General features: G+C 61.0%; 25 protein-coding genes. 23 read left to right on the top strand and 2 right to left on the bottom strand.

The annotated features are described in order from the left end of the window. Positions 1–242 precede the first annotated feature (242 nt). Positions 243–1229 carry an XdhC family protein gene (locus C4J83_RS23145; protein ID WP_124418289.1) on the top strand — a complete coding sequence of 329 codons (987 nt, stop codon included), beginning with the start codon at positions 243–245 and terminating at the stop codon, positions 1227–1229. Continuing rightward, a complete protein-coding gene (locus C4J83_RS23140; protein WP_106576146.1) occupies positions 1226–1816 on the top strand; it encodes a nucleotidyltransferase family protein in 591 nt (196 codons plus the stop codon). The genes C4J83_RS23145 and C4J83_RS23140 overlap by 4 nt, the downstream gene beginning before the upstream one ends. A 122-nt stretch (positions 1817–1938) precedes the next feature. Here the strand turns inward: C4J83_RS23140 and rne are convergent, their stop codons facing one another. Beyond that, positions 1939–5151 (bottom strand): ribonuclease E, encoded by a 3213-nt coding sequence (gene rne / locus C4J83_RS23135; protein ID WP_124418288.1) that lies wholly within the window; start codon positions 5149–5151, stop codon positions 1939–1941. A 759-nt stretch (positions 5152–5910) separates the two neighbouring features. Here rne and rluC point away from each other — a divergent pair. From rluC to C4J83_RS23120, 3 genes are read left to right on the top strand one after another with little or no spacing between them, the layout of a single operon-like run. Continuing rightward, positions 5911–6870 carry a 23S rRNA pseudouridine(955/2504/2580) synthase RluC gene (gene rluC, locus C4J83_RS23130; RefSeq protein ID WP_058427510.1) on the top strand — a complete coding sequence of 320 codons (960 nt, stop codon included), beginning with the start codon at positions 5911–5913 and terminating at the stop codon, positions 6868–6870. Continuing rightward, positions 6857–7519, top strand: coding sequence for an HAD-IA family hydrolase (locus tag C4J83_RS23125; RefSeq protein ID WP_124418287.1), 663 nt, complete (start codon positions 6857–6859; stop codon positions 7517–7519). Before rluC ends, C4J83_RS23125 begins: the two co-directional genes overlap by 14 nt. Positions 7520–7540: 21 nt before the next feature. After that, positions 7541–8524 (top strand): S49 family peptidase, encoded by a 984-nt coding sequence (locus C4J83_RS23120; RefSeq protein ID WP_106576151.1) that lies wholly within the window; start codon positions 7541–7543, stop codon positions 8522–8524. Between the two features lie 129 nt (positions 8525–8653). Here C4J83_RS23120 and C4J83_RS23115 read toward each other — a convergent pair whose 3' ends face one another. Then, entirely contained in the window at positions 8654–9232 is a 579-nt protein-coding gene (locus C4J83_RS23115; protein ID WP_106576152.1) for a Maf family protein, read from the bottom strand. Between the two features lie 105 nt (positions 9233–9337). On the opposite strand from C4J83_RS23115, the gene C4J83_RS23110 reads away from it, so the two are divergent. The 18 genes from C4J83_RS23110 to C4J83_RS23025 all read left to right on the top strand — a co-directional run bounded on the left by C4J83_RS23110 (position 9338) and on the right by C4J83_RS23025 (position 24495). Next, positions 9338–9868, top strand: coding sequence for a YceD family protein (locus C4J83_RS23110; RefSeq protein ID WP_032886799.1), 531 nt, complete (start codon positions 9338–9340; stop codon positions 9866–9868). Positions 9869–9881: 13 nt separating this feature from the next. Further along, entirely contained in the window at positions 9882–10064 is a 183-nt protein-coding gene (gene rpmF, locus C4J83_RS23105) for a 50S ribosomal protein L32 (RefSeq protein WP_008152339.1), read from the top strand. Positions 10065–10068: 4 nt separating this feature from the next. Beyond that, positions 10069–11079 (top strand): phosphate acyltransferase PlsX, encoded by a 1011-nt coding sequence (gene plsX, locus C4J83_RS23100; RefSeq protein ID WP_124418286.1) that lies wholly within the window; start codon positions 10069–10071, stop codon positions 11077–11079. Between the two features lie 144 nt (positions 11080–11223). Then, entirely contained in the window at positions 11224–12162 is a 939-nt protein-coding gene (gene fabD / locus C4J83_RS23095) for an ACP S-malonyltransferase (RefSeq protein ID WP_106576154.1), read from the top strand. Between the two features lie 32 nt (positions 12163–12194). Next, on the top strand, positions 12195–12938 hold the full coding sequence (gene fabG / locus C4J83_RS23090; RefSeq protein WP_106576155.1) for a 3-oxoacyl-ACP reductase FabG: 744 nt from the start codon (positions 12195–12197) through the stop codon (positions 12936–12938). Between the two features lie 192 nt (positions 12939–13130). Beyond that, a complete protein-coding gene (acpP, locus tag C4J83_RS23085; RefSeq protein WP_016973676.1) occupies positions 13131–13367 on the top strand; it encodes an acyl carrier protein in 237 nt (78 codons plus the stop codon). Positions 13368–13511: 144 nt separating this feature from the next. Beyond that, positions 13512–14756, top strand: coding sequence for a beta-ketoacyl-ACP synthase II (gene fabF, locus C4J83_RS23080; RefSeq protein ID WP_106576156.1), 1245 nt, complete (start codon positions 13512–13514; stop codon positions 14754–14756). After that, positions 14756–15571: an aminodeoxychorismate lyase gene (gene pabC / locus C4J83_RS23075; RefSeq protein ID WP_106576157.1), complete on the top strand. Its 816-nt coding sequence runs from the start codon at positions 14756–14758 to the stop codon at positions 15569–15571. Before fabF ends, pabC begins: the two co-directional genes overlap by 1 nt. A gap of 1 nt (position 15572) precedes the next feature. After that, on the top strand, positions 15573–16718 hold the full coding sequence (mltG, locus tag C4J83_RS23070; RefSeq protein ID WP_124418285.1) for an endolytic transglycosylase MltG: 1146 nt from the start codon (positions 15573–15575) through the stop codon (positions 16716–16718). Positions 16719–16737: 19 nt separating this feature from the next. Next, positions 16738–17370: a dTMP kinase gene (tmk, locus tag C4J83_RS23065; RefSeq protein ID WP_119741997.1), complete on the top strand. Its 633-nt coding sequence runs from the start codon at positions 16738–16740 to the stop codon at positions 17368–17370. Further along, on the top strand, positions 17363–18352 hold the full coding sequence (locus tag C4J83_RS23060; RefSeq protein ID WP_124418284.1) for a DNA polymerase III subunit delta': 990 nt from the start codon (positions 17363–17365) through the stop codon (positions 18350–18352). The genes tmk and C4J83_RS23060 overlap by 8 nt, the downstream gene beginning before the upstream one ends. 63 nt (positions 18353–18415) lie before the next feature. Further along, a complete protein-coding gene (locus C4J83_RS23055) occupies positions 18416–19201 on the top strand; it encodes a TatD family hydrolase (RefSeq protein WP_119741999.1) in 786 nt (261 codons plus the stop codon). 443 nt (positions 19202–19644) lie between these two features. Beyond that, positions 19645–20313 carry a TetR/AcrR family transcriptional regulator gene (locus C4J83_RS23050; RefSeq protein WP_106576163.1) on the top strand — a complete coding sequence of 223 codons (669 nt, stop codon included), beginning with the start codon at positions 19645–19647 and terminating at the stop codon, positions 20311–20313. A gap of 139 nt (positions 20314–20452) precedes the next feature. Further along, positions 20453–21421: a GTP 3',8-cyclase MoaA gene (locus C4J83_RS23045; protein ID WP_124418283.1), complete on the top strand. Its 969-nt coding sequence runs from the start codon at positions 20453–20455 to the stop codon at positions 21419–21421. A gap of 107 nt (positions 21422–21528) precedes the next feature. Next, a complete protein-coding gene (locus tag C4J83_RS23040) occupies positions 21529–22134 on the top strand; it encodes a DUF4823 domain-containing protein (protein ID WP_106576165.1) in 606 nt (201 codons plus the stop codon). A gap of 18 nt (positions 22135–22152) precedes the next feature. Next, positions 22153–22713 carry a DUF1285 domain-containing protein gene (locus C4J83_RS23035; protein ID WP_124418282.1) on the top strand — a complete coding sequence of 187 codons (561 nt, stop codon included), beginning with the start codon at positions 22153–22155 and terminating at the stop codon, positions 22711–22713. Positions 22714–22783: 70 nt separating this feature from the next. Then, positions 22784–23497 (top strand): GntR family transcriptional regulator, encoded by a 714-nt coding sequence (locus C4J83_RS23030; protein ID WP_106576167.1) that lies wholly within the window; start codon positions 22784–22786, stop codon positions 23495–23497. After that, a complete protein-coding gene (locus C4J83_RS23025) occupies positions 23494–24495 on the top strand; it encodes an ADP-ribosylglycohydrolase family protein (RefSeq protein ID WP_119742008.1) in 1002 nt (333 codons plus the stop codon). Before C4J83_RS23030 ends, C4J83_RS23025 begins: the two co-directional genes overlap by 4 nt. Positions 24496–24532: the final 37 nt, after the last annotated feature.

Here is a 24532-nt window from a genome sequence, read left to right as displayed (position 1 = left end):
ATCGCGTCAGACGCTCTGCAAACGCCCCGACTTGATCGGGGCGTTTGCGTTTCTGCGGGGTCACTTTTCGGTCCTTTTGATTTACAGTCAGCAATCACTTCATCAAACCGCGATGAGGCGGGTATCTACCGGCGTTTGTTGGCCCTGGCCGGACTATGCTGATGAAACTCGCGCCGGGGTGTCCGCTCTAAAACCCATTAGCCAGCCGCATGTTTGCGCTGCAATCGCTTGCAGGAGTTTCGATGGACAGTGTGGATCTGAATGTCTTGCGCAGCGTGCTCGATTGGCGCCGCGCTGGGCACCGAGTGGTGCTTTACAGCGTGGTCCAGACCTGGGGCAGTGCGCCGCGCCCGCCAGGGGCGATGTTGGCCTTGCGAGGCGACGGTGTCGTGATTGGATCGGTGTCCGGTGGCTGCATCGAAGATGACTTGATCGCGCGCCTGCAGGACGGGCGCTTGCCGGACGATGGGCCACCGGTGCAACTGGTGACCTACGGCGTCACCCGGGATGAGGCTGCGCGTTTTGGCTTGCCTTGCGGCGGGACATTACGCCTGACAGAAGAGCGCGTGGACAGCTGGGCTTGGGTCGCCGAATTGCTGGCGCGGTGTGAGGCGCATGAAATCGTTGCGCGCGAGTTGGACCTGGCCACTGGCGCGGTGAACTTGAGCGGTGCGAGCAAGACCGATGCCGTGACCTTCGATGGCGAACGCCTGCGTGCAATCTATGGCCCCCGTTGGCGTTTGTTGCTGATCGGTGCGGGCCAGTTGTCACGCTACGTGGCTGAGATGGCACGGTTGCTGGATTTCGAAGTGCTGATCTGCGACCCGCGTGAAGAATTCGTCTATGGCTGGGAAGAGCAGCACGGCCGCTTTGTGCCGGGCATGCCGGATGAAGCGGTGCTCAATATCCAGACCGATGAACGCACTGCCATCGTCTGTCTGACCCACGATCCACGCCTGGATGACATGGCGCTGCTGACGGCGCTCAATTCCACAGCGTTCTACATTGGCGCCCTTGGTTCGCGGGTCAACAGCCAGAAGCGCCGAGAGAACCTGGCGGCGCTGGGCCTCTCGACGCAAGCCATTGCCCGCTTGCATGGGCCGATCGGTTTGCATATCGGCAGTCATACACCGTCGGAAATTGCGTTGTCGTTGATGGCCGAAATCGTTGCGATCAAGAACGGCGTGGCAACACTGCAGAAAAAGCCGTTGCCGGTAGCGGCCCCATGACGGTTGTCGCGATTGTGCTGGCGGCAGGGCAGGGCAGTCGTTTCCGCGCTGAGGCGGGGCCAGATAAAGACAAGTTGCTGGCCGATTGCGTGGGCCGCGATGGTGTGACACGGCCGGTGATCGAGCAGGTGCTTGTGAATTTGCCTGCGCGTGTTGTAAAGCGCTGGGTGGTGACTTCGCCGGACCGGTTGGAGGTGATTCGCCTGGCACAGGCTTACGGCTGTGAAGTCCTGTTGCTGCATTCCGCCGGCATGGGCGACAGCCTTGCTGCGGTGGTTGCGGCCAGTGGCGCGGCAGACGGCTGGTTGGTGGTATTGGGCGACATGCCGTTTATTCAAGCATCGAGCATCGAGCAGGTGCTGGACGCGCTGCAGGAGGAGGGTATCAGCGTGCCGGTGCATGCGGGAACGTGCGGCCATCCTGTGGCGTTTGGTCGTGCGTTCGGGCCAGGCCTGATGGCGTTGACTGGGGATCGTGGCGCCAAGCCTCTGTTCGCTCAGGCCAAGGTGGCGCAGGTTCACGTCAATGATCCGGGTGTGCTTTGGGATGTGGACCTGCCACAGAGGCTGAATTTCAACGCCGACTGAATGTGGGAGCGGGCTTGCTGGCGAATGCTGGATGTCAGTCAATCTGCGCAGGTCTCAAATCAATCGCCCATAAAAAAGCCCCGCCTGATCACTCAGGCGGGGCTTTTTAGTGGCTGATGGAATCAGACGAGAGGTTTAGGCTCGTGTTCTGCTTCCAACGCCTTTGGGGCGTGCTCCGCGGCAGCCGGGGCTGGCGCCTCGACTACTTCAGCAGCAGCCGGTTCGGCAGCGGCTGCAGCGGCGGCGGCCTCAGCTTCCTTGCGGCGGCGACGCACTTCACGTGGGTCGTTCGGCGCGCGGCCATTTTCGGTCAGTGCGCTGGCAGGGGCTGCTTCAACCACCGGGGCGGCAACTTCGGCAACCACTGGCGCTTCAACCACTGGCGCAGGCTCGGCAACCACAACCGGAGCGGCTTCAACCACTTCGGCAACCGGTGCTGGCGCTTCTTCTGCCACAGGGGCAGGGGTTGGCGCTTCAACCGGAGCGGCTGGCTCGGCAGTCCACTGGAAGGCGGTCTGTTCTTCGCGAACTTCACGCACTGCCGGGGCGGCCTCTTCGACAGCCGGCGCTTCAACCACGGCTTCAACCGCTGGCTGAGGCTCAACTACCGGTGCAGGCTCGACCGCGGTGACATCCACTGCTGGTTGAGCTTCGCGAACCGGTGCAACTTCCACTTCCGGCACCACTGGGGCTTCGATCGGGGTCGTTGCTTCGACGACTGGAGCTTCAACTACCGGCGTTTGAACTGCCGGGGCCTCAACCACTGGCGCTTCAACCGCTGGCGTTTCAGCGACTGGCGCTTCTACAACAGAGGTGTCTTCGACGGCGGCAGTAGCGCGTTCAGCTTGCTCGTGAGCCTGGGCCTCAGCAGGTGCGCTGATGACCGAGGTGGCCACGGCGGCTGTCACAGCCAGGCCGGCAGCCAGTTCGGCGCCAGTCGGTTCGGCGGTGGCGGCTTCTGCGTTTTCGCCAGACTCTTCCGAGCCTTCGATGACATTGCCGTTGGCGTCACGTTGACGCTCGCGACGGTTGCTGCGACGACGCTGGCCACGAGAGCGGCGACGTGGACGATCGCCTTCGGCGTTGTCCTGGCCGTCTTCCTGCAGTTGCTCTTCGCTCGTCAGCACTTCTTCTTCGCTGGCGGCAGCGGCTTGCTCGGCGCGTGGTTGACGCTCTTCACGCGGTGGGCGCGGCTGGCGCTCCTCACGTGGGGCGCGTTCTTCACGCGGCTGGCGAGCCGGGCGTTCTTCGCTGGCCGCTTCGGCAGCCACGGCTGGAGCTGCGTCCAGTGGCTCGCGCAGTTCACGCACACGTTCTTCACGCTCGCCACGCGGCTTGCGGTCTTCACGAGGGGCGCGTGGGGTACGTGGTGCGCGCTCTTCACGCGGTGCACGTTCTTCACGGGCTACGGCTGGGGTTTCTTCGCGGGCTTCGCGAGGTGCACGCTCTTCACGTGGCGCGCGTTCTTCACGCGGAGCACGTTCCTCGCGAGGCTTGCGCTCTTCATCACGGCGACCGTTGCGGTTACGGCTTTGCTGACGACCGTTGCGACGTTCTTCGTTACGGGCCGGGCGCTCGGTGGCAGGTTTTTCAACCACTACCGGAGCAACTGGCTCTTCCTTGGTGGCGAACAGGCTGACCAGCGACTTCACCAGGCCTTTGAACAGGCTTGGCTCAGGCAGGGCGGCCGGCGCGGCAACTGGGGCGGCTACTTCGGCAGGTACCGGTGCGTTGGCACGAGCCGGTGCGGTCTTCACGGCAGCTTCCTGGCGAACCAGGGTGCGGGTTGCGGCAGCTGGCTGGACTTCTTCCACTTCAGCCGCGGCAGCAGCGATTTCGTAGCTGGACTGGCCGCTGTGTGCTTCCGGGCTGTCATCACGCAGGCGCTGCACTTCGAAGTGCGGCGTTTCGAGGTGATCGTTCGGCAGGATGACGATACGGGCACGGGTACGCAGTTCGATCTTGGTGATCGAGTTGCGTTTTTCGTTGAGCAGGAACGCTGCAACCGGGATCGGCACTTGCGCGCGGACTTCGGCGGTGCGGTCTTTCAGGGCTTCTTCTTCGATCAGGCGCAAGATCGCCAGGGACAGCGATTCAACGTCACGGATGATGCCGGTGCCGTTGCAACGCGGGCAGACGATGCCGCTGCTTTCGCCCAGGGATGGGCGCAGGCGCTGACGGGACATTTCCAGCAGGCCGAAGCGCGAGATGCGGCCGACCTGTACGCGGGCGCGGTCAGCTTCCAGGCATTCGCGGACTTTTTCTTCCACGGCGCGCTGGTTCTTGGCCGGGGTCATGTCGATGAAGTCGATCACGATCAGGCCGCCGATGTCACGCAGGCGCAGTTGGCGGGCGATTTCTTCAGCCGCTTCCAGGTTGGTCTGCAGGGCGGTTTCTTCGATGTCGCTGCCTTTGGTCGCACGCGCCGAGTTGATGTCGATGGACACCAGGGCTTCGGTCGGGTCGATCACAATGGAGCCACCGGAAGGCAGTTCGACTACGCGCTGGAAGGCGGTCTCGATCTGGCTTTCGATCTGGAAGCGGTTGAACAGCGGAACGCTGTCTTCGTACAGCTTGATCTTGCTGGCGTACTGCGGCATTACCTGGCGGATGAAGGTCAGGGCTTCGTCCTGGGCTTCAACGCTGTCGATCAGCACTTCGCCGATGTCCTGGCGCAGGTAATCGCGGATGGCGCGGATGATCACGTTGCTTTCCTGGTAGATCAGGAACGGCGCGGAACGATCCAGGGACGCTTCTTTAATAGCGGTCCACAGTTGCAGCAGGTAGTCGAGGTCCCACTGCATTTCTTCGCTGCTGCGGCCAAGGCCGGCAGTGCGCACGATCAGGCCCATGTCGGCTGGTGCAATCAAGCCGTTCAGCGCTTCACGCAGTTCGTTGCGCTCTTCGCCTTCGATGCGACGGGAAATACCGCCGGCACGTGGGTTGTTCGGCATCAGCACCAGGTAACGGCCGGCCAGGCTGATGAAAGTGGTCAGGGCGGCGCCCTTGTTGCCACGTTCTTCTTTTTCGACCTGAACGATGACTTCCTGGCCTTCGCTCAGGACGTCCTTGATGTTCACGCGGCCTTCTGGGGCTTTCTTGAAGTATTCGCGGGAGATTTCTTTGAGGGGCAGGAAGCCGTGGCGCTCGGAGCCGAAATCGACAAAGGCAGCCTCAAGGCTTGGTTCGATGCGAGTAATACGGCCTTTATAGATGTTGGCCTTCTTTTGCTCGCGTGCACCGGATTCGATGTCCAGGTCGTAGAGGCGTTGGCCATCTACCAGTGCAACACGCAACTCTTCGGGTTGAGTTGCGTTAATCAGCATTCTTTTCATGTTGTACCGTCGGTTTCCGGGCTGCCGGAAACGGCGTTCGGCACACACGACTTCTCACGGTCGGTGTCAGGTGCGTCAAGAGTGGTTGGCCACTCCAGTGTCCAGCAATAACGAGCCAATTGGGCCGGTATCGCGACGGACGCGTCCTGCTTGTTAGCGGTGGTGACAAAGGCACCACTTCAACAAAAGCTAAGGTCAGGAGGAGGAATCAACCGGCGACTGTGGACGGGATGAAGCGTCTAAATATAAGCCTAGTGCTACACGGTCCGACGGTTGTGCATCTCCACCCTACACGTATCCCTGATAATTCGGGTGCTGCCGCGCGCAGAATCCGCAGCGGGTTGGCATTTACCGTGTTCTCCAATGGGGAGTCCACGCTCATGGCTAAACAAGACTAGGTGTGGGCGACTGCGCTCTCACTCAGCTCTTAACAGGCGTTGTTTCCGAAGCTTTCGCCATGGTCTGGCTCAAGACTGACTGCACTTTGTGAACTGGCCGTAAATATCGGCGCAGAACGCGAGTATTCACTCTGCTTTCTGCACTCGCTTCAGGCCTCATGTCACCTGCGCTTGTTACAATCTCGAGCCTTCCAAGGTGGCAAAAGCCCCGTAGGACGGCCTCGCGTCCTGATGAATTGCGATGGTCAGGGCCGGCAGTTTGCCGCAAGTCCTCTGTCCAGGCCGCTTTTGACGGCGTTCGCGACTATAGCAGCAATGATTAAGTGCTTCAATTCCATAAAAAATTGTTATCATCGCCGCCATGACGACTACCGCCCCCCAGACCCCCAGCGTCCAGCTGCTCGAGGTCTCGCCGGAATATGCCGGCCAACGCATCGACAATTTTCTCCTGGCCAGGCTCAAAGGCGTGCCCAAGACCTTGATTTACCGCATCTTGCGTAAAGGCGAAGTGCGCGTGAACAAGGGCCGCATCAAGCCCGAGTACAAGCTGCAGGCGGGCGACATCGTCCGTGTGCCGCCGGTTCGCGTGCCTGAGCGTGACGAGCCCGTGCCGCTGGCCCAAGGCCTGCTGCAGCGCCTTGAGGCTTCAATTGTCTTCGAAGACAGCAAGTTGATCGTGATCAACAAACCGTGCGGCATTGCGGTGCACGGCGGCAGCGGCCTGAATTTCGGCGTGATCGAAGCGTTCCGTCAGTTGCGCCCGGATGCCAAGGAACTGGAGTTGGTCCACCGCCTGGACCGCGACACTTCTGGTCTGCTGATGATCGCCAAAAAACGCAGCATGTTGCGCCACCTGCACACCGCCCTGCGTGGCGATGGTGTCGACAAGCGCTATATGGCGCTGGTGCGTGGCAACTGGGCGAGCTCGATCAAAAGCGTTCGTGCGCCGCTGCAGAAGAGCAACCTGCGCTCCGGCGAGCGTATGGTCGAAGTGGACGAGGAGGGCAAAGAAGCCCTGACCCTGTTCAAAGTGCTGCGCCGTTTCGGTGACTTCGCCACCATGGTCGAGGCCAAGCCGGTGACCGGGCGTACTCACCAGATTCGTGTGCATACCCTGCACGCAGGCCACTGTATCGCCGGCGACACCAAGTACGGCGACGAGGATTTCTCCAAGGAAATTCGCGACCTGGGCGGCAAGCGCCTGTTCCTTCACGCCTACATGCTGACAGTTCCGCTGCCTGACGGCGGTGAGCTGAAGCTGCAGGCGCCGGTCGACGAAATGTGGGCCAAGACCGTGGAGCGTTTGAGTGTCGCACCTTGATTACAAGCTGCTGATCTTTGACTGGGACGGCACCCTGTGCGATTCCATTGGGCGGATCGTGGAATCAATGCACGCAGCTTCAACCCGCTCGGGCTTTGCGTTGTGCACCGATCTCGCGGTCAAAGGCATCATCGGCCTGGGCTTGCCTGAAGCCATCCGTACCTTGTACCCGCAGATCAGTGACGCTGAGCTGGTGACGTTTCGCGACCACTACGCCGACCACTACATCGCGCTGGAGGCCACGCCTTCGCCGCTGTTCGACGGTGTGGTGCAATCGCTTGAGGCCTTTCGTGCCCAGGGTTATCACTTGGCAGTCGCCACCGGCAAAGCCCGTCGCGGGTTGGATCGGGTCCTTAAGGCGCACAATTTCGAAAATTATTTCGACATCACCCGGGCGGCGGATGAAACCGCCAGCAAGCCTCATCCTCTGATGCTTGAGCAGATCCTTGCCCATTGCGGTGTGTCGCCGCGCCAGGCGTTGATGGTGGGTGACGCCTCCTTCGACCTGATGATGGCGCGCAAGGCGGGCATGGACAGTGTGGCGGTCAGCTACGGCGCTCAGGCTGCCGAGACATTGCAGCAGTACGAGCCGAGGCTGACGATTGATCATTTTTCCGAACTGCAGGCCTGGCTCAGCCGGGCCCAATAAGTCTTTGCTGGGGTTAATGGCATGAGTGACGAGTGGAAGGCGCCGGAAAAGGCGGATAGCAGTGATGATAAAAGCTGGAAGCTGCTGGAGAAGACTCTCCTGGCCAGCGTTCAGGAGCAGCGCCGTGCGCGGCGTTGGGGGATTTTCTTCAAGCTGCTGACCTTTATCTGGCTGCTCGCGATGCTGGTGCTGTTCAGTCCACTGATGGACATGGAAAAAAGCGCTACCCGCGGCAGCAATTACACCGCCTTGATCGAAGTGCGTGGCGTGATCGCCGACAAAGAGTCCGCCAGCGCCGACAACATTGTCAGCAGCCTGCGCGCGGCGTTTGAAGACCCGAAGGTCAAGGGTGTGATCCTGCGCATCAACAGCCCAGGTGGCAGCCCGGTGCAGTCGGGTTATGTGTATGACGAAATTCGCCGTCTGCGCGGCCTGCACCCGGATATCAAGTTGTATGCGGTGATTTCCGACCTGGGCGCCTCGGGCGCCTATTACATCGCCAGCGCCGCTGACCAGATCTACGCCGACAAGGCCAGCCTGGTCGGCTCCATTGGCGTGACGGCCGCCGGTTACGGCTTCGTCGGCACCATGGAGAAGCTGGGGGTTGAGCGTCGCACTTACACCTCGGGTGAGCACAAAGCGTTCCTCGACCCGTTCCAGCCGCAAAAAGCCGATGAGACTCAGTTCTGGCAGGGCGTGCTCGATACCACTCACCGTCAGTTCATTGCCAGCGTGAAGCAGGGGCGTGGCGATCGTCTGAAGGACAAAGACCATCCGGAGCTGTTCTCCGGGCTGGTGTGGTCGGGTGAGCAGGCGTTGCCGCTGGGCTTGATCGATGGGCTGGGCAGTGCCAGTTCGGTGGCGCGGGATGTGATTGGCGAGAAGGAATTGGTGGATTTCACCGTTGAGGAATCGCCGTTTGATCGCTTCTCCAAGAAACTGGGTGCCAGCGTGGCCGAGAAGCTGGCGATGTACATGGGCTTCCAGGGCCCGACGCTGCGCTGATACCTCGAAAGCGACAGGTTCAATATGTGGGAGCTGGCTTGCCCGCGATAGCGTCACCTCGGTGCGACTGATGTTCCGAGGTGTCTGCATCGCAGGCAAGCCCGCTCCCACATTGGTTTTGTGCTGGGCTTAAGGGATGTGCACGCCTTCAGCCAGCAGCATATCCACCAGGCGAATCAGTGGCAGGCCGATCAGGCTGGTCGCATCCGGCCCTTCGGTGCTTTGGAACAAGCTCACGCCCAGCCCTTCGGCCTTGAAGCTGCCGGCGCAGTCATAAGGTTGCTCGATCCGAAGGTAGCGCTCGATGCGTTCAGCGCTCAGTTCGCGCATGTGCACCGTAAACGGTACGCAGTCGACCTGGCAGTGCCCGGTCTGGCTGTTCAGCAGCGCCAGCCCGGTAAGGAAGCTGACTCGCTTGCCGCTCGCTGCCAGCAGTTGTGCGCGCGCGTTCTCGAAGGTATGGGGCTTGCCGATGATGCGGCCTTCCAGAGCGGCGACCTGATCGGAACCAATGATCAAATGCCCTGGATGGCTGCCGGCGAGGGCGCGAGCTTTCTGTTCGGCCAGGCGCTTGACCAGCTCGATGGCGGATTCATTTTCACGGTGGCTTTCGTCGATATCAGGCGAGCTGCAGATGAACGGCAGGTGCAGGCGGCTCAGCAATTCCCGGCGATAAACCGAGCTGGATGCAAGTAATAAAGGCAGCATAGGCGTCTCCTCAGAGCAGCCGGGGATTCTAGCGGGGTGACCGGCTGACGCACAGGGCTGAATTTCCTTTGACATGGCTGGGTGCATCCCTATAATGCTGCGCCTATGTTGAATGACCCGATTCCACCTCACGTTGACCCGCGCAAATTGGCAGATCGTGGCACTTCCCTTCAAGGTGAATTGCTGCTGGCCGATTTGGAGAGACTCTGCGACCCGCTTTCCGACACTGTCGGTACGGTGCAGGCCAAATTTGTTTTTGAACGAGATGAACGTAAGTCTGTGGTAATCCACAGTTTTATCGACACCGAAGTCAAAATGGTTTGCCAGCGTTGTCTTGAGCTGGTCACCCTGCCGATTCACAGCGAATGCAGTTACGCTGTGGTGAAGGAGGGTGCGAATACCCAGTCGTTGCCGAAAGGTTATGACGTGCTGGAACTGGGCGAAGATCCTTTGGATCTGCATGCACTGATCGAGGAGGAGCTTTTGCTCGCCTTGCCCATTGTGCCTGCTCATCATCCGGAAGAATGCCAGCAGCCGGAGGGTCTCGATGACGAGGCCGAGCCGAGCGAGGACGAGGTAACGCGGTCCAACCCGTTCAGTGTATTGGCGCAGTTAAAGCGTGACCCAAACGTTTAGGAGTTAATCAATTATGGCTGTTCAGCAGAACAAAAAATCCCGCTCTGCCCGTGACATGCGTCGTTCGCACGATGCCCTGACGGCAAGCACTCTGTCTGTAGAAAAAACCACCGGTGAAATTCACCTGCGTCACCACGTATCGCCAGAAGGCGTATACCGTGGTCGTAAAGTGATCGACAAGGGCGCTGACGAGTAATCACTTGTCTGCTCAAGTCATCGCGATTGACGCAATGGGCGGGGACTTCGGTCCCCGCAGCATTGTTCAGGCTTGCATTGCCAGCCTGTCTGCTACGCCCTCGCTGCACCTGACCCTCGTCGGTCAACCCTCCCTTCTTGAAGAATTGATTGCCAGCCATCCGGCAGTGGATCGCGCGCGCCTGACGATTACGCCAGCCAGCGAAACCATCAGCATGGATGACAAGCCGGCGGCAGCCCTGCGTGGCAAGCCCGACTCTTCGATGCGGGTGGCCCTTGAGCTGTTGCGTGATGCCAGGGTGCAAGCCTGTGTCAGTGCCGGCAATACCGGAGCCTTGATGGCGTTGTCGCGGCATGTGCTCAAGACATTGCCCGGAATCGATCGCCCGGCGATGGTCGCGGCCATCCCTACGCAAGAAGGCTACTGCCAGTTGCTGGACCTGGGCGCGAACGTCGATTGCAGTGCCGAGCACCTGTTCCAGTTCGCGGTGATGGGCTCGGTGGCCGCTGAGGCGTTGGGCGTGACTCGGCCGCGGGTGGCGTTGCTGAATATCGGCACTGAAGACATCAAGGGCAATCAGCAGGTCAAGCTCGCCGCCACCTTGCTGCAAAATGCGCGAGGGGTGAACTACATCGGCTTCGTCGAAGGTGACGGTGTGTACCGTGGCGAAGCCGACGTGGTGGTATGCGACGGGTTTGTCGGCAATATCCTGCTCAAGTCCAGCGAAGGCCTGGCAACCATGATCGCTACGCGTATCGAGGCGTTGTTCAAGCAGAACCTGGCCTCGCGCATCGTAGGCGCCCTGGCGCTGCCGTTGATGCGCCGCTTGCAGGCCGATCTGGCACCGGCGCGGCACAACGGTGCGAGCTTTCTGGGGTTGCAGGGCATTGTGGTGAAAAGCCATGGCTCGGCGGGGGTACAAGGTTTTCAAAGTGCGATTGCGCGGGCGCTGATCGAGATCCAGGAAAACCTGCCGCAACGTTTGCACGGCCGTCTTGAGGACTTGTTGCCTTAGGCGAATCGGCCCGGGAATGCTTAAATGTGACCGGCCAGTTCAATTGACCATCCAATCTGTCAGTTTCGTGCGCTCCCACCTGGGGATTCATCTCAAAATCGGGAGCGTTCATTTTTGACGACCAGATCATTAGGGGCTTGTTACATGTCTACATCCCTCGCATTCGTCTTTCCAGGGCAGGGTTCGCAGTCCCTCGGCATGTTGGCCGAGCTGGGCGCGCAACATCCGTTGATCCTGGACACCTTCAAGGAAGCTTCCGACGCCCTGGGTTACGACCTGTGGGCGCTGACCCAGCAAGGGCCGGAAGAGCAACTCAATCAAACCGATAAAACCCAGCCGGCGATCCTCACCGCGTCGATCGCGCTGTGGCGCCTCTGGCTGGCTGAAGGCGGCGCGCGCCCGGCTTACGTGGCCGGTCACAGCCTGGGCGAATACAGCGCCCTGGTGGCGGCGGGCAGCCTGACCCTGGGCGAAGCGGTCAAGTTGGTCGAGCGTCGTGGTCAACTGATGCAAGAAGCCGTTCCGGCCGGACAGGGCGGCATGGCCGCTATCCTGGGTCTGGACGACGCCGTGGTGATCCAAGCCTGTGCCGAAGCGGCCGAGGGCGAGGTCGTCAGCGCAGTGAACTTCAATTCCCCTGGCCAGGTGGTGATCGCCGGTGCCAAGGCTGCCGTTGAACGTGCCATCGAGGGTTGCAAGGCCCGAGGCGCCAAGCGCGCCTTGCCATTGCCGGTCAGCGTGCCGTCCCACTGTGAGCTGATGCGCCCGGCTGCCGAGCGGTTTGCCGAGTCCATCGCCGCCATCAATTGGCAGGCGCCGCAGATTCCGCTGGTGCAGAACGTCAGTGCGGCCGTTGCCGCCGACCTCGAGACCCTCAAGCGCGACCTGCTGGAGCAACTCTACAAGCCTGTGCGCTGGGTTGAGTCGGTTCAGACCCTGGCGGCCAAAGGTGCCACCGAGCTTGTCGAGTGCGGCCCGGGCAAAGTCCTGGCTGGCCTGAACAAGCGCTGCGCCGAGGGCGTCTCGACTGCCAACCTCAATACCCCGGATGCCTTCGCTGCCGCCCGCGCGGCACTGGCCTGAATCCCTGATCCCCGAACTTAGGAGAAGCTTGCATGAGTCTGCAAGGTAAAGTTGCACTGGTTACCGGCGCGAGCCGTGGCATTGGCCAGGCGATCGCCCTGGAACTGGGCCGTCAGGGCGCCGTAGTCATCGGCACCGCGACATCCGCCTCGGGTGCCGAGCGTATCGCCGCCACCTTGAAGGAAAACGGCGTTCAGGGCACTGGCCTTGAGCTGAACGTGACCAACGATGAGTCGGTTGCCGCTGTGCTGGCTCAAATCACTGCACAATTTGGCGCACCGGCTATTCTGGTGAACAACGCCGGTATCACCCGCGACAACCTGATGATGCGCATGAAAGACGACGAGTGGTACGACGTGGTCGATACCAACTTGAACAGTCTGTTTCGCCTGTCCAAGGGTGTTTTGCGTGGCATGACCAAGGCGCGTTGGGGCCGAATTATCAATATTGGCTCCGTAGTGGGTGCCATGGGCAACGCAGGCCAAGTAAACTACGCGGCGGCCAAAGCCGGTCTGGAAGGTTTCAGCCGTGCATTGGCGCGTGAAGTCGGTTCGCGGTCGATTACGGTCAACTCGGTGGCCCCAGGGTTCATCGACACCGATATGACCCGCGAACTGCCGGAAGCACAGCGTGAAGCGTTGCTGACGCAGATTCCGCTGGGCCGTCTGGGCCAGGCTCAAGAGATCGCAAATGTGGTCACTTTCCTGGCATCCGACGGTGCGGCATACGTGACTGGGGCTACAATCCCGGTGAACGGCGGGATGTACATGAGTTAAATTGTGACGGATCGCTTCAAAAAAATGTCATACGAGCTGTCTAAAATCCGTTATAAAGCTGCAACTTAATTTATAGGCTGGTGGCCGACCGGGTACAGGGTGAAGCTTTCAGTTGAAAAGCTGAAATGGCTTTCTATACACTTACCCACTGGCCAGCTGCCTGAATTTGTCCATTAGGAGTGAAAACAAGGTATGAGCACCATCGAAGAGCGCGTCAAGAAAATCGTTGCCGAGCAACTGGGCGTTAAAGAAGAAGAAGTGACCAACTCCGCTTCCTTCGTTGAAGACCTGGGTGCCGACTCCCTTGACACCGTTGAGCTGGTGATGGCTCTGGAAGAGGAATTCGAGACCGAAATCCCGGACGAAGAAGCTGAAAAAATCACTACTGTTCAAGCTGCTATCGACTACGTTACTGCCCACCAGGCGTAATAGTTTGTAGTCGTCGCTTGCTGTTAGGGAAAAACCGCACTGCTGTAACGGCGTGCGGTTTTTTCTTTAGCTCTGATGAAACTTCAGCGCTGATAAAATGCGTGCTGGAGCGAAGTGTCGCCATCAAGAAAAAAGGAGAGTGCTGTGTCGCGTAGACGCGTCGTAGTCACCGGTATGGGTATGTTGTCGCCACTGGGTACGGATGTGCCAAGCAGTTGGCAGGGCATTCTGGCTGGCCACAGTGGTATCGGTCTGATCGAGCACACGGACCTTTCTGCCTATTCCACCCGTTTTGGCGGCTCGGTAAAGGGCTTCAATGTCGAGGAATATCTCTCGATCAAAGAGTCCCGCAAACTCGACCTGTTCATTCAGTACGGCCTGGCAGCCGGTTTTCAGGCGGTGCGTAACGCCGGCCTGGAAGTCACCGACGCCAACCGTGACCGCATCGGCGTGGCCATGGGTTCGGGTATTGGCGGTTTGACCAATATCGAAGAAACCAGCCGCACGCTGCACGATTCCGGCCCCCGTCGAATTTCACCATTCTTCGTACCGGGCTCGATCATCAATATGATTTCCGGTTTCCTGTCCATCCACTTGGGTGCGCAGGGGCCTAACTACGCCATTGCTACGGCGTGCACCACGGGCACTCACTGCATCGGCATGGCGGCGCGCAACATCGCCTATGACGAGGCGGACGTGATGATCGCCGGTGGCGCCGAGATGGCCGCCTGCGGACTGGGCATGGGCGGCTTCGGCGCGTCCCGTGCGCTTTCCACGCGCAATGACGAACCGACCCGTGCCAGCCGTCCGTGGGACAAGGGCCGTGACGGTTTTGTACTGTCTGACGGCGCCGGTGCCCTGGTACTGGAAGAGTTGGAGCACGCTAAAGCGCGTGGCGCCACCATCTACGCCGAGCTGATCGGCTTTGGCATGAGCGGCGATGCGTATCACATGACGTCGCCACCGTCTGACGGTGCCGGCGCTGCGCGTTGCATCACCAACGCGTTGCGCGACGCGAAGGTGAATCCCGACCAGGTGCAGTACATCAATGCCCACGGCACCTCGACCCCGGCCGGCGACCTGGCGGAAGCCGAAGCCATCAAGTCGGTGTTTGGCGAGCACGCCTACAAGCTGGCGGTCAGCTCCACCAAGTCCATGACCGGCCACCTGTTGGGTGCGGCGGGCGCGGTCGAGGCGATTTTCAGCGTGATGGCCATCAAGGATCAGGTCGCTCCGCCGACCATCAACCTTGATGAGCCGGACGAAGGCTGCGACCTGAACTTCGTGCCTCACGAAGCCCAGCCGATGCCAATTGACGTGGTGATCTCCAACTCCTTCGGGTTTGGTGGCACCAACGGCTCCCTGGTGTTCCGCCGGTTCGCCGAGTGATGCACAGCTGGGTCGACGGTCAGCCAGCGGACAGCGTGCCCCTGAAAGATCGCGGCCTGGCGTACGGTGATGGGCTGTTTGAAACCATCGCCGTCAAGGCCGGGCAGCCCGTGCTGCTCGACCGCCACCTGCAACGCCTTGAGGAGGGTTGCCGGCGCCTTGCGTTGATCACGGATCACGCACTGATCCGCAATGAAGTCTTGGCTTACGCCGCCGCTCTTGGCGACGCAGTGCTCAAGTTGATCCTCACCCGCGGCGACAGCCAGCGCGGTTATGGCATCAACCCCGGCGCCCCGGTGCGCCGTATCTTGCAGGGCAATCCGCCCGCTACCTATCCCCACGCTCACGCAACCGACGGCATCCGCCTGTTTGCGTGCGCTACCCGTTTGGCCGAGCAGCCGTTGCTCGCCGGTCTCAAGCACCTTAATCGTCTGGAACAAGTGATTGCCCGCGCCGAGTGGCAGGATGCCGAGCATGCCGAAGGTTTAATGCTGGATATGTCTGGTCGCGTTATCGAGGGCGTGTTCAGCAACCTGTTCGTGGTGCGCAATGGCGTGTTACTGACCGCTGATCTGAATCGTTGTGGCGTTGCCGGGGTCATGCGCGCCGAGATTCTGGCCCAGGCGCACGCACTGGGTATCCCGCTGGCCGTGGCCGACATCAGCCTTGAGCAGTTACAGCAGGCCGATGAAGTCTTCGTGTGCAACAGCGTTTATGGCATTTGGCCGGTGCGCAGTTGCGCTGCGATGAGCTGGTCGGTTGGGCCGCTCACCCGTAAACTGCAGGGCATTGTTCGCGCGCTATTGGATATTTGAGTTGATACGAAAACTGGTTTTACTGCTGCAGATCGGCCTGGTCTCGGCAGGCTTGCTGCTGGGCTTCTCGGCCTGGAAGCTCGATTCTGCCTTGAAGCAGCCCCTGAATCTGACCCAGGAACAATTGCTCGATGTGCCTGCCGGGTCGACCCCGACGGGCACCTTCAATCGCCTCGAAGCCGAGGGCGTGCTGGATGATGCTTTCTGGTTGCGCCTGTACTGGCGCTTCAACCTCGACGGCCAGCCATTGCACAGCGGCGAATACCGCATGACTCCAGGCCTCACCGCCGAAGGCTTGATCGGCCTGTGGCAGCGCGGCGAAGTGGTGCAATACAGCCTGACACTGGTCGAAGGCTGGAACTTCCGTCAGGTGCGGTCGGCCCTGGCCAAGCATGAAAAGATCGTGCAGACCCTGTCGGGCCTGAGTGACAGTGAAGTGATGGACAAGCTGGGTCACCCCGGTGTGTTCCCCGAAGGGCGGTTCTTTCCTGACACTTACCGCTTCGTGCGCGGCATGACCGACGTCGAGTTCCTCAAAAAAGCCTACAACCGCCTGGATGATGTACTTGCCCAGGAGTGGAGCAAACGCGCTGCCGATGCGCCCTACACCGACCCTTACCAAGCGCTGATCATGGCTTCGCTGGTCGAGAAGGAGACCGGCGTGCCGGAAGAGCGCGGGCAAATCGCCGGCGTGTTCGTGCGGCGCATGAAGATCGGCATGCTGCTGCAAACCGACCCGACAGTGATTTACGGCCTGGGCGAGCGCTACAACGGCAAGTTGACCCGTGCGCATCTCAAGGAAGCCAACCCTTACAACACCTACCTGATTGCCGGCCTGCCGCCGACACCGATCGCGATGGTCGGCCGCGAGGCGATTCATGCTGCGTTGAACCCGGTGCCGGGCAGCAGCCTGTATTTCGTCGCCCGTGGCGATGGCAGCCATATTTTCTCCGATGACCTGGATGCGCATAATGCCGCCGTGCGCGAGTTTCAGCTCAAGCGCCGTGCCGATTACCGTTCCAGCCCTGCGCCGGCGGTGAAACCGCTGCAAGACGCGGCGCCACCTGCCGACACGCCGATTGAAGCGCCGGTTGAAAAGCCTGTCGAGGCTGCGCCGGATACCGCCGCGCCGCAAAGCCCGCAATGACTCTGACTAAGGACTGCCTGTGACTGGCTTGTTTATTACCCTGGAAGGCCCGGAAGGCGCCGGCAAAAGCACCAACCGCGATTACCTGGCCGAACGCCTGCGCTCGGAGGGCATCGAGGTGGTATTGACCCGCGAGCCCGGCGGCACGCCACTCGCCGAGCGCATCCGTGAAGTATTGCTGGCCCCGGGTGAAGAACCGATGAACGCGGACACCGAGCTGCTGCTGGTGTTTGCTGCACGCGCTCAGCATCTGGCCGAGGTGATTCGCCCAGCCCTCGCGCGTGGCGCAGTGGTGATTTGCGACCGTTTTACCGATTCGACCTACGCCTACCAGGGCGGCGGGCGCGGCTTGTGCCTGGCGCGTATCGCTACGTTGGAAACTTTCGTTCAGGGCGATTTGCGTCCGGACCTGACCCTGCTGTTCGATCTGCCGGTGGAGGTGGGGATGGCCCGCGCCAGTGCCCGGGGTCGTCTGGACCGCTTCGAGCTCGAAGGCCACGTGTTTTTCGATGCGGTGCGCAGTGCATTCCTGCTACGCGCCAAGGCGGAGCCCGCGCGCTACCACCTGCTGGACGCGGCTCAGCCGCTGACGCAGGTACAGCAAGCCATCGACGCCTTGGTGCCGACGCTGCTGGAGCGCGCCCGTGGCTGAGGCCTATCCGTGGCAGGACGGCCTCTGGCAGCAACTGGCCGGGCGTGCCCAGCATGCGCACGCCTATTTGCTGCATGGGCCAGCGGGTATCGGCAAGCGTGCGTTGGCTGAGCGCTTGATGGCCAGCCTGTTATGCCAGCGCCCGGTCAATCTGGAGGCTTGCGGTGAGTGCAAATCCTGCCTGCTGCTCAAGGCCGGCAGCCACCCCGACAATTACCTGCTGGAGCCTGAGGAAGCCGACAAGGCGATCAAGGTCGACCAGGTGCGTGACCTCGTCAGCTTCGTGGTGCAGACCGCGCAGATGGGCGGGCGCAAAGTGGTGCTGATCGAGCCGGTGGAGGCGATGAACATCAACGCCGCCAACGCCTTGCTCAAGAGCCTGGAAGAACCGTCGGGCGATACGGTGCTGTTGCTGGTGAGTCACCAGTCCAGTCGCCTGTTGCCGACCATTCGCAGTCGTTGTGTGCAGCAGGCCTGCCCACTGCCGAGTGAAGCGATGAGCCTGCAGTGGCTGGCGCAGGCGCTGCCCGAGTGCGGCGAAGACGAACGCGTCGAGTTGCTGACCCTGGCCGCGGGTTCTCCCTTGGCGGCCGTCAAGCTGCACGCCCAAGGCGTGCGTGAGCAACGTGCGCTGGTGGTCGAAGGCGTTAAGAAGCTGCTCAAGCAGGAGCTGTCCGCGACGCAACTGGCCGAAAGCGCCTGGAAGGATATTCCGTTATTGCTGCTGTTCGACTGGTTCTGTGACTGGTCGAGCCTCATCCTGCGCTACCAGTTGACCCAGGATGAAACCGGCCTGGGCCTGCCGGACATGCGCAAAGTGGTGCAGTACCTGGCGCAGAAAAGCGCGCAGGACAAGGTGCTGAATATCCAGGACTGGATTCTGGCCCAGCGCCAGAAGGTGCTCGGCAAAGCCAACCTCAACCGCGTGCTGTTACTCGAAGCACTGCTGGTGCAGTGGGTCGGCTTGCTCGGCCGGCGTTAATTTCCGCGGCCGACGGGTGTATCGTCGGCCAGACACTTTCCGTGACTCAAGTTGTAAATTCCTATGCTCGTAGATTCCCATTGCCACCTTGATCGCCTCGACCTTGCCCAACATGGTGGCTCCCTCGACGCTGCCCTTGAAGCTGCGCGCCAGCGTGGAGTAGGGCACTTCCTGTGCATTGGTGTCAGCGCTGAAAATGCCGCCGACGTCAAAGCGCTGGCTGATCGTTATGCCGATGTCGATTGTTCGGTGGGCATCCACCCGCTGGACCTCAAGCCCGGCGAAGCCCCCGCCCTCGATTGGCTGCTGGGCGAACTCAATCACCCACGCGTGGTGGCGATTGGCGAAACCGGCCTGGATTACCACTACGAGCCCGAGGCCGCTGAGTTGCAGCAGGCGTCGTTCCGCCTGCACCTGCAGGCCGCCCGGCAAACCGGCAAGCCGGTGATCGTTCACACCCGTGGCGCCCGCGCAGACACCCTGACGCTGCTGCGCGAGGCTGCGTTGCCCCAGGCCGGCGTGCTGCATTGCTTCACCGAAGACTGGGACATGGCCAAGGCCGCACTGGACCTGGGCTTTTATATTTCCCTGTCGGGCATCGTCACCTTCCGCAATGCCGACGCCCTGCGCGATGTGGCGCGCCAAGTGCCGGCCGATCGCCTGCTGGTGGAAACCGATTCGCCGTATCTGGCGCCCATCCCCCATCGTGGCAAGCCGAACCTGCCGGAATACGTGCGCGATGTGGCGGATTACCTGGCAATGCTGCGGGGTGAGTCGTACGAACGCTTCGCCGAGCAGACCACCGAAAACTTCAAGCGCCTGTTCCCGCTGGCCCACGTCGCCGGCTGATGGAGCCAAATTGCAGGCAAAAAAAACCCGGGTTCTGGGGGGTGAATCCGGGCTAAGACCATTAGGAGTAAACAAGGGTACACAGTCCGTCGGTACCCAGGTCGACGCGTCACTTGGGGGAGACGCCACGCCGACAGTTCAAGTATTGATCAGGATCCCATTCAGTCCAGTCGCATCTGATCGTTTTTTAAACAGATTTGGAATACGCGCGCTTCGCTTGAGTTCTCATTGCGCAGGTGCACGGGTGTCAATATTGCGTATTGTTTCTGACTGATAACGGCGAAAACGTTGGCGCGCTGAAAGTTAAGTGCATAACGGGTTCACATAGGCGTTGCCCAACGACTGTTCAGTCGGGATAATCCCTCGCACTGGGTAAATCGTATCGCCACGTATCACTGGCCCTGCGCAACCCTCCCACTTTGACCTCTGCAGACTTCTCCCTCATGCAAAAAGAACCCCGTAAGGTCCGTGAGTTTCGCCGCCGTGAGCAGGAAATTCTCGACACTGCACTCAAGCTGTTCCTCGAACAAGGTGAAGACAGCGTCACCGTCGAGATGATTGCGGATGCCGTGGGTATCGGCAAAGGCACGATCTACAAGCACTTCAAGTCAAAGGCCGAGATCTACCTGCGCCTGATGCTCGACTACGAGCGCGACTTGAACGAGCTGCTGCACTCGGCCGATGTCGACAAAGACAAGGAAGCCTTGTCCCGCGCCTATTTCGAGTTCCGCATGCGTGATCCGCAGCGCTACCGTCTGTTCGATCGGCTCGAAGAGAAAGTGGTCAAGGGCAATCAGGTCCCGGAAATGGTCGAGGAGCTGCACAAGATTCGCGCCTCGAACTTTGAGCGCCTGACCCTGCTGATCAAAGGTCGTATCAGCGAAGGCAAGCTTGAAGATGTGCCGCCTTATTTCCACTACTGCGCCGCCTGGGCGTTGGTGCACGGCGCCGTGGCGCTGTACCACTCGCCGTTCTGGAGCAACGTGCTGGAAGATCAGGAAGGTTTCTTCCAGTTCCTGATGGACATCGGCGTGCGCATGGGCAACAAACGCAAGCACAGCGCTGAACTGCCGGGCGCTGAGCCCAAGAGCGGTGAAACCCCCGCTGCTTGAGCTATTCCCGACAGTGATGGCGCAATGATTTACTGCCAGTTGCAGTACCCCAGGAATATACTCAGGCAAGGACCTTGCTAAAAGTTGATTTATAAGTCAGCTTTTAGCGCGCCCGAATCATCCTCTGCCGGAGTGATCCATGATCGTTGATCGTCAAGGCAGGCGATTTCGCAACTTGCGAATCAGCCTGACCTCAGCCTGCAACTACGCGTGTACCTACTGCGTGCCTAATGGCAAGCGGTTGGTGGCTGCCCAGGACGAACTCTCGGCCGAGGCGATGGCCCGTGGGGTGGCGTACCTGATTGAAGCGGCGGGTATCGACCGCCTGCGCATCACGGGCGGCGAACCGCTGGTGAGCCCCAAGCTGGAGGCCTTCATGAGCGCGGTCGGCGGAATGGGCCTCAGTGATATCAGCCTGACCACCAACGGCCAATTGCTGGCGCGCAAACTGCCATTGCTGGTGGAGGCCGGCATTCGCCGCATCAACGTTTCCCTCGACACCCTGGACGCCGACGCCTTCCGCAGCATCGCCCGTGGCGGCGACTTGGCCACCGTGCTTGATGGCATGGAACAGGCCCGCGCCGCGGGGATCAAGATCAAAGTGAACATGGTGCCGTTGCGCGGGCAGAACCTGGACCAGGTGATGCCGCTGCTCGACTATTGCCTTGAGCGTGGCTACGAGCTGCGCTTTATCGAACTGATGCGCATGGGCCATCTGGCCAAGGATTCCAACGCGTTCCTGCAGCAATTCGTCAGCCTGCAGCAACTGCTCAGCCTGATCGGTGAACACCACGAATACCTGCAAGCCAACGCGCCAGTAGACGCTACCGCGGTGCGCTACGAGGTGCCGGGCCAAGGCTTCTTTGGTGTTATCGCCAATGAAAGCGTGCCGTTTTGCCGTACGTGTTCGCGTCTGCGTTTGTCGTCTACCGGGTGGCTGCATGGCTGCCTGTCGTCGAGCAACCGTCATTACGTCGGCGACCTGCTCGACCTGCCGCGCCATCAGGCGCTGCCAGCCTTGCAAGGCCTGCTGATGAAGGCCCTGGGCGACAAACAGGAAGTGGCCTTCTCCGGCGGTGCCACCATCATGAAGATCATCGGCGGCTAGCGACACACGCTCTTCCCACATTTCATTTTCCCCGCTGCTGAATGGCGCGGATTCTGCATCTCACGCCCATTCGCCGGTTTTCCGTCACCGGCTTTTGGAGGATTAGGATGCGTAGTCTGGTTTTGTTGCTGGCGTCGTTGACGCTGAGTGGTTGCATGACCGTCAGCGATATGGCCGAAGGCACCCGCTATCAGATGAGCGACGCCGGCTTGCTGGACCACAGTGATACCCGCCGCACTGCGTCGATTCGCATACAGCCGGACTCTTTTGTCTTTATCGCCCAAGGTGCGTTTGTGCCGCCGGGCAGCGCTTATCCGCGACCCAACGTGGTGGCCGAAGAGGCCTTCAACGGCTTTGTCGAATACTTCCCGATGGTGCGCCGTGCGCGCAAGCCAGAAGGCCTGGAACAGGCGATGGCCGAAGCCCGTGGGGCGGGTGCGCATTACCTGTTGTATTGCCGCTTCGCTGCAGCCGATGACCGCATCGGCAATGCCGATGAATGGACGGATCAACAGGCGCTGGACCGCGTCGGGCTGGACAGCGGCGTCATCCAGATCATGTTGATCGAGACCAGCACCCAGTATTTGATTGATACTGCACGTATTCGCAGTCGTGGCGGTTTACTGACGTTTCACGACAACAAGCCAGAAGATCTGATTGCCCGCCCCCTGGCGCAGTACGCCCGCGGCCTGCTGGGCATGGGGGATCAGTAAAAACTCAAGGAGAACTGCATGTCCGATTCCGCCAAGGCCAATGACCTGTTGGCTCAACTGCCCAAAGGCAAGGGGCCGGCACCGGTGCACCTGTGGAATCCGGATTTCTGCGGCAACATCGACATGCGCATCGCCCGCGATGGCACCTGGTTCTACCAGGGCACGCCGATCGGGCGCAAGCCGATGGTCAAGTTGTTCTCCAACATCATTCGCCGCGACGGTGATGATTATTTTCTGGTGACACCGGTAGAGAAGGTCGGCATCACTGTCGATGACGCACCGTTTGTGGCAGTAACCCTTGAGGTGCAAGGGCAGGGCGAAAGCCAGGTGCTGCACTTCACCACCAACGTCGACGAGCAAATCGAGGCCAGCCTCGAACACCCGCTGCGCGTCGAAATCGACCCCGTCACCCAGGAGCCCGCGCCCTATTTGCGTGTGCGCACCAACCTCGAAGCCCTCGTGCATCGCAATGTTTTTTACCAACTGGTCGAGTTGGCGGTGAGCCGTCCGATCAACGGTCAGAACTGGCTTGGCGTGTGGAGCGCCGGGGAGTTTTTCCGCATTGGCCTGGAGCCCTGAGGCCAGCTTTTTCATCTGCCTGAAATAATTCGCTTGCTGTAATCGGGCGCTATCGGTTATCAATTTGTACATGATTAGACATGTCCGATTTGATAAGAAAAAACGCGTCGTCGACGAGCTTATCCGCCGTATCGAGGCGGGCGTCATGGCCGACGGTTTCCTGCTGCCAGGCGAGCACCAGTTGGCCGAAGAGTTCGCGGTCAGCCGTGGCACGTTGCGCGAAGCCCTGGCTGAGCTCAAACGCCGCAACTACATCGCCACCCAGAGCGGCGTCGGCTCCATCGTCACCTTTGACGGCATGGTGCTCGACCAACGCAGCGGCTGGGCCCAGGCCCTGGCGGACACGGGGGCGCTGGTTACCACCGACATCCTGCGCCTGGAAGCCGTGACCCGCCCCGACCTGCTCAGCCGTTTCGGCAGCGACCAATTCATCGCCCTCGACCGTCGTCGGCGTACCACCGATGGTACGGCGGTGTCGCTGGAGCGCTCGCTGATGCCCGCCTCTGGTGGCCTGGAAGGCCTGCCCCGCGTAGGCCTGATCGACAATTCCCTGACCATCACCCTGGCCGCCTACGGCTACGTTGGCGCCGAAGGTGACCAATGGATCGGCGCCGAGCCCCTCAGCGACGAAGACGCCGAGTTGCTTGGCCGCCCCGCCGGCACGGTGTTTCTCAAGGCCTCGCGCACCACCTACGACCGCCGCGAGCGCTTCATGGAGTACGTCGAAAGTTTGCTCGACCCTCTGCACTTTCGCCTGCACCTGCAGTTTGGAGCGTCAAAATGACCCCGCAAAACCGCGCCCTCGGCGCCTTCTACGGCCTGGCATTGGGCGACGCATTGGGCATGCCCACCCAGTCCTTGAGCCGCGAACAGGTGCAACAGCGCTTCGGTGCCATCACGGGTTTGGAAGACGCCGATGCCGACCAACCGATTGCGCCAAACATGCCGGCCGGTTCGATTACCGATGACACTGAACAGGCGATCCTGGTCGGCGAGTTGCTGGTTGAAGGAAACGGCAAGATCGAACCGACCGTGCTCGCCCAGCGCTTGATCGACTGGGAGGCGGCGATGCGTGCCAAGGGCTCCCAGGATTTGCTCGGGCCATCGACCAAGCGCGCCATCGACATGATCCTCGCCGGCCACACCCCGGAAGAATCCGGGCGCTTTGGCACCACCAACGGCGCCGCCATGCGGATCACGCCCGTGGGGATCGCCGCCGATGTCAGCGACCCGGCGCCGTTCATCCAGGCGGTGATCCAGGCCTGCCAGGTCACCCACAACACCACGTTGGGCATCTCCAGCGCGGCTGCTGTTGCAGCGGTGGTCTCGGCCGGCATCAACGGCGTGGACCTGGGCGAAGCGCTCAACATCGGCACGCAGATCGCCCAGCAGGCGGAAAACCATGGTCACTGGATTGCCGGTGGGCGTATTTCCACGCGCATCAGCTGGGCGCGCACCTTGAGCGTCGGCAGCGGCGACAACGCCCTGTTTGCCGACCTGCTTTACGAACTGATTGGTACCTCCGTGGCCTCCCAGGAGTCGGTGGTGGTGTCGTTTGCCCTCGCGCAGCAAGTGGCGGTGGGCGCGATGAGTGCTTTGGAAGCCGTGTGCCTGGCCGCCAGCCTTGGCGGCGACACCGACACCATCGCCGCGATGCTCGGCGCGATGTTGGGCGCGTGTCTGGGCATGCAGTGCTGGCCGCCGGTGATGATTGAACAGGTCAAGCAGGTCAATGGCCTGGACTTGCAGCCGCTGGTGCAGGGGCTGCTGCAAATTCGATAAGCGCAGCAGGCAAACAGGTGGGAGCGGGCTTGCTCGC

The sequence above is a fragment of the Pseudomonas sp. LBUM920 genome (assembly GCF_003852315.1).
GTDB lineage: Bacteria > Pseudomonadota > Gammaproteobacteria > Pseudomonadales > Pseudomonadaceae > Aquipseudomonas.
This window is presented reverse-complemented; position numbering and strand designations above follow the sequence as displayed.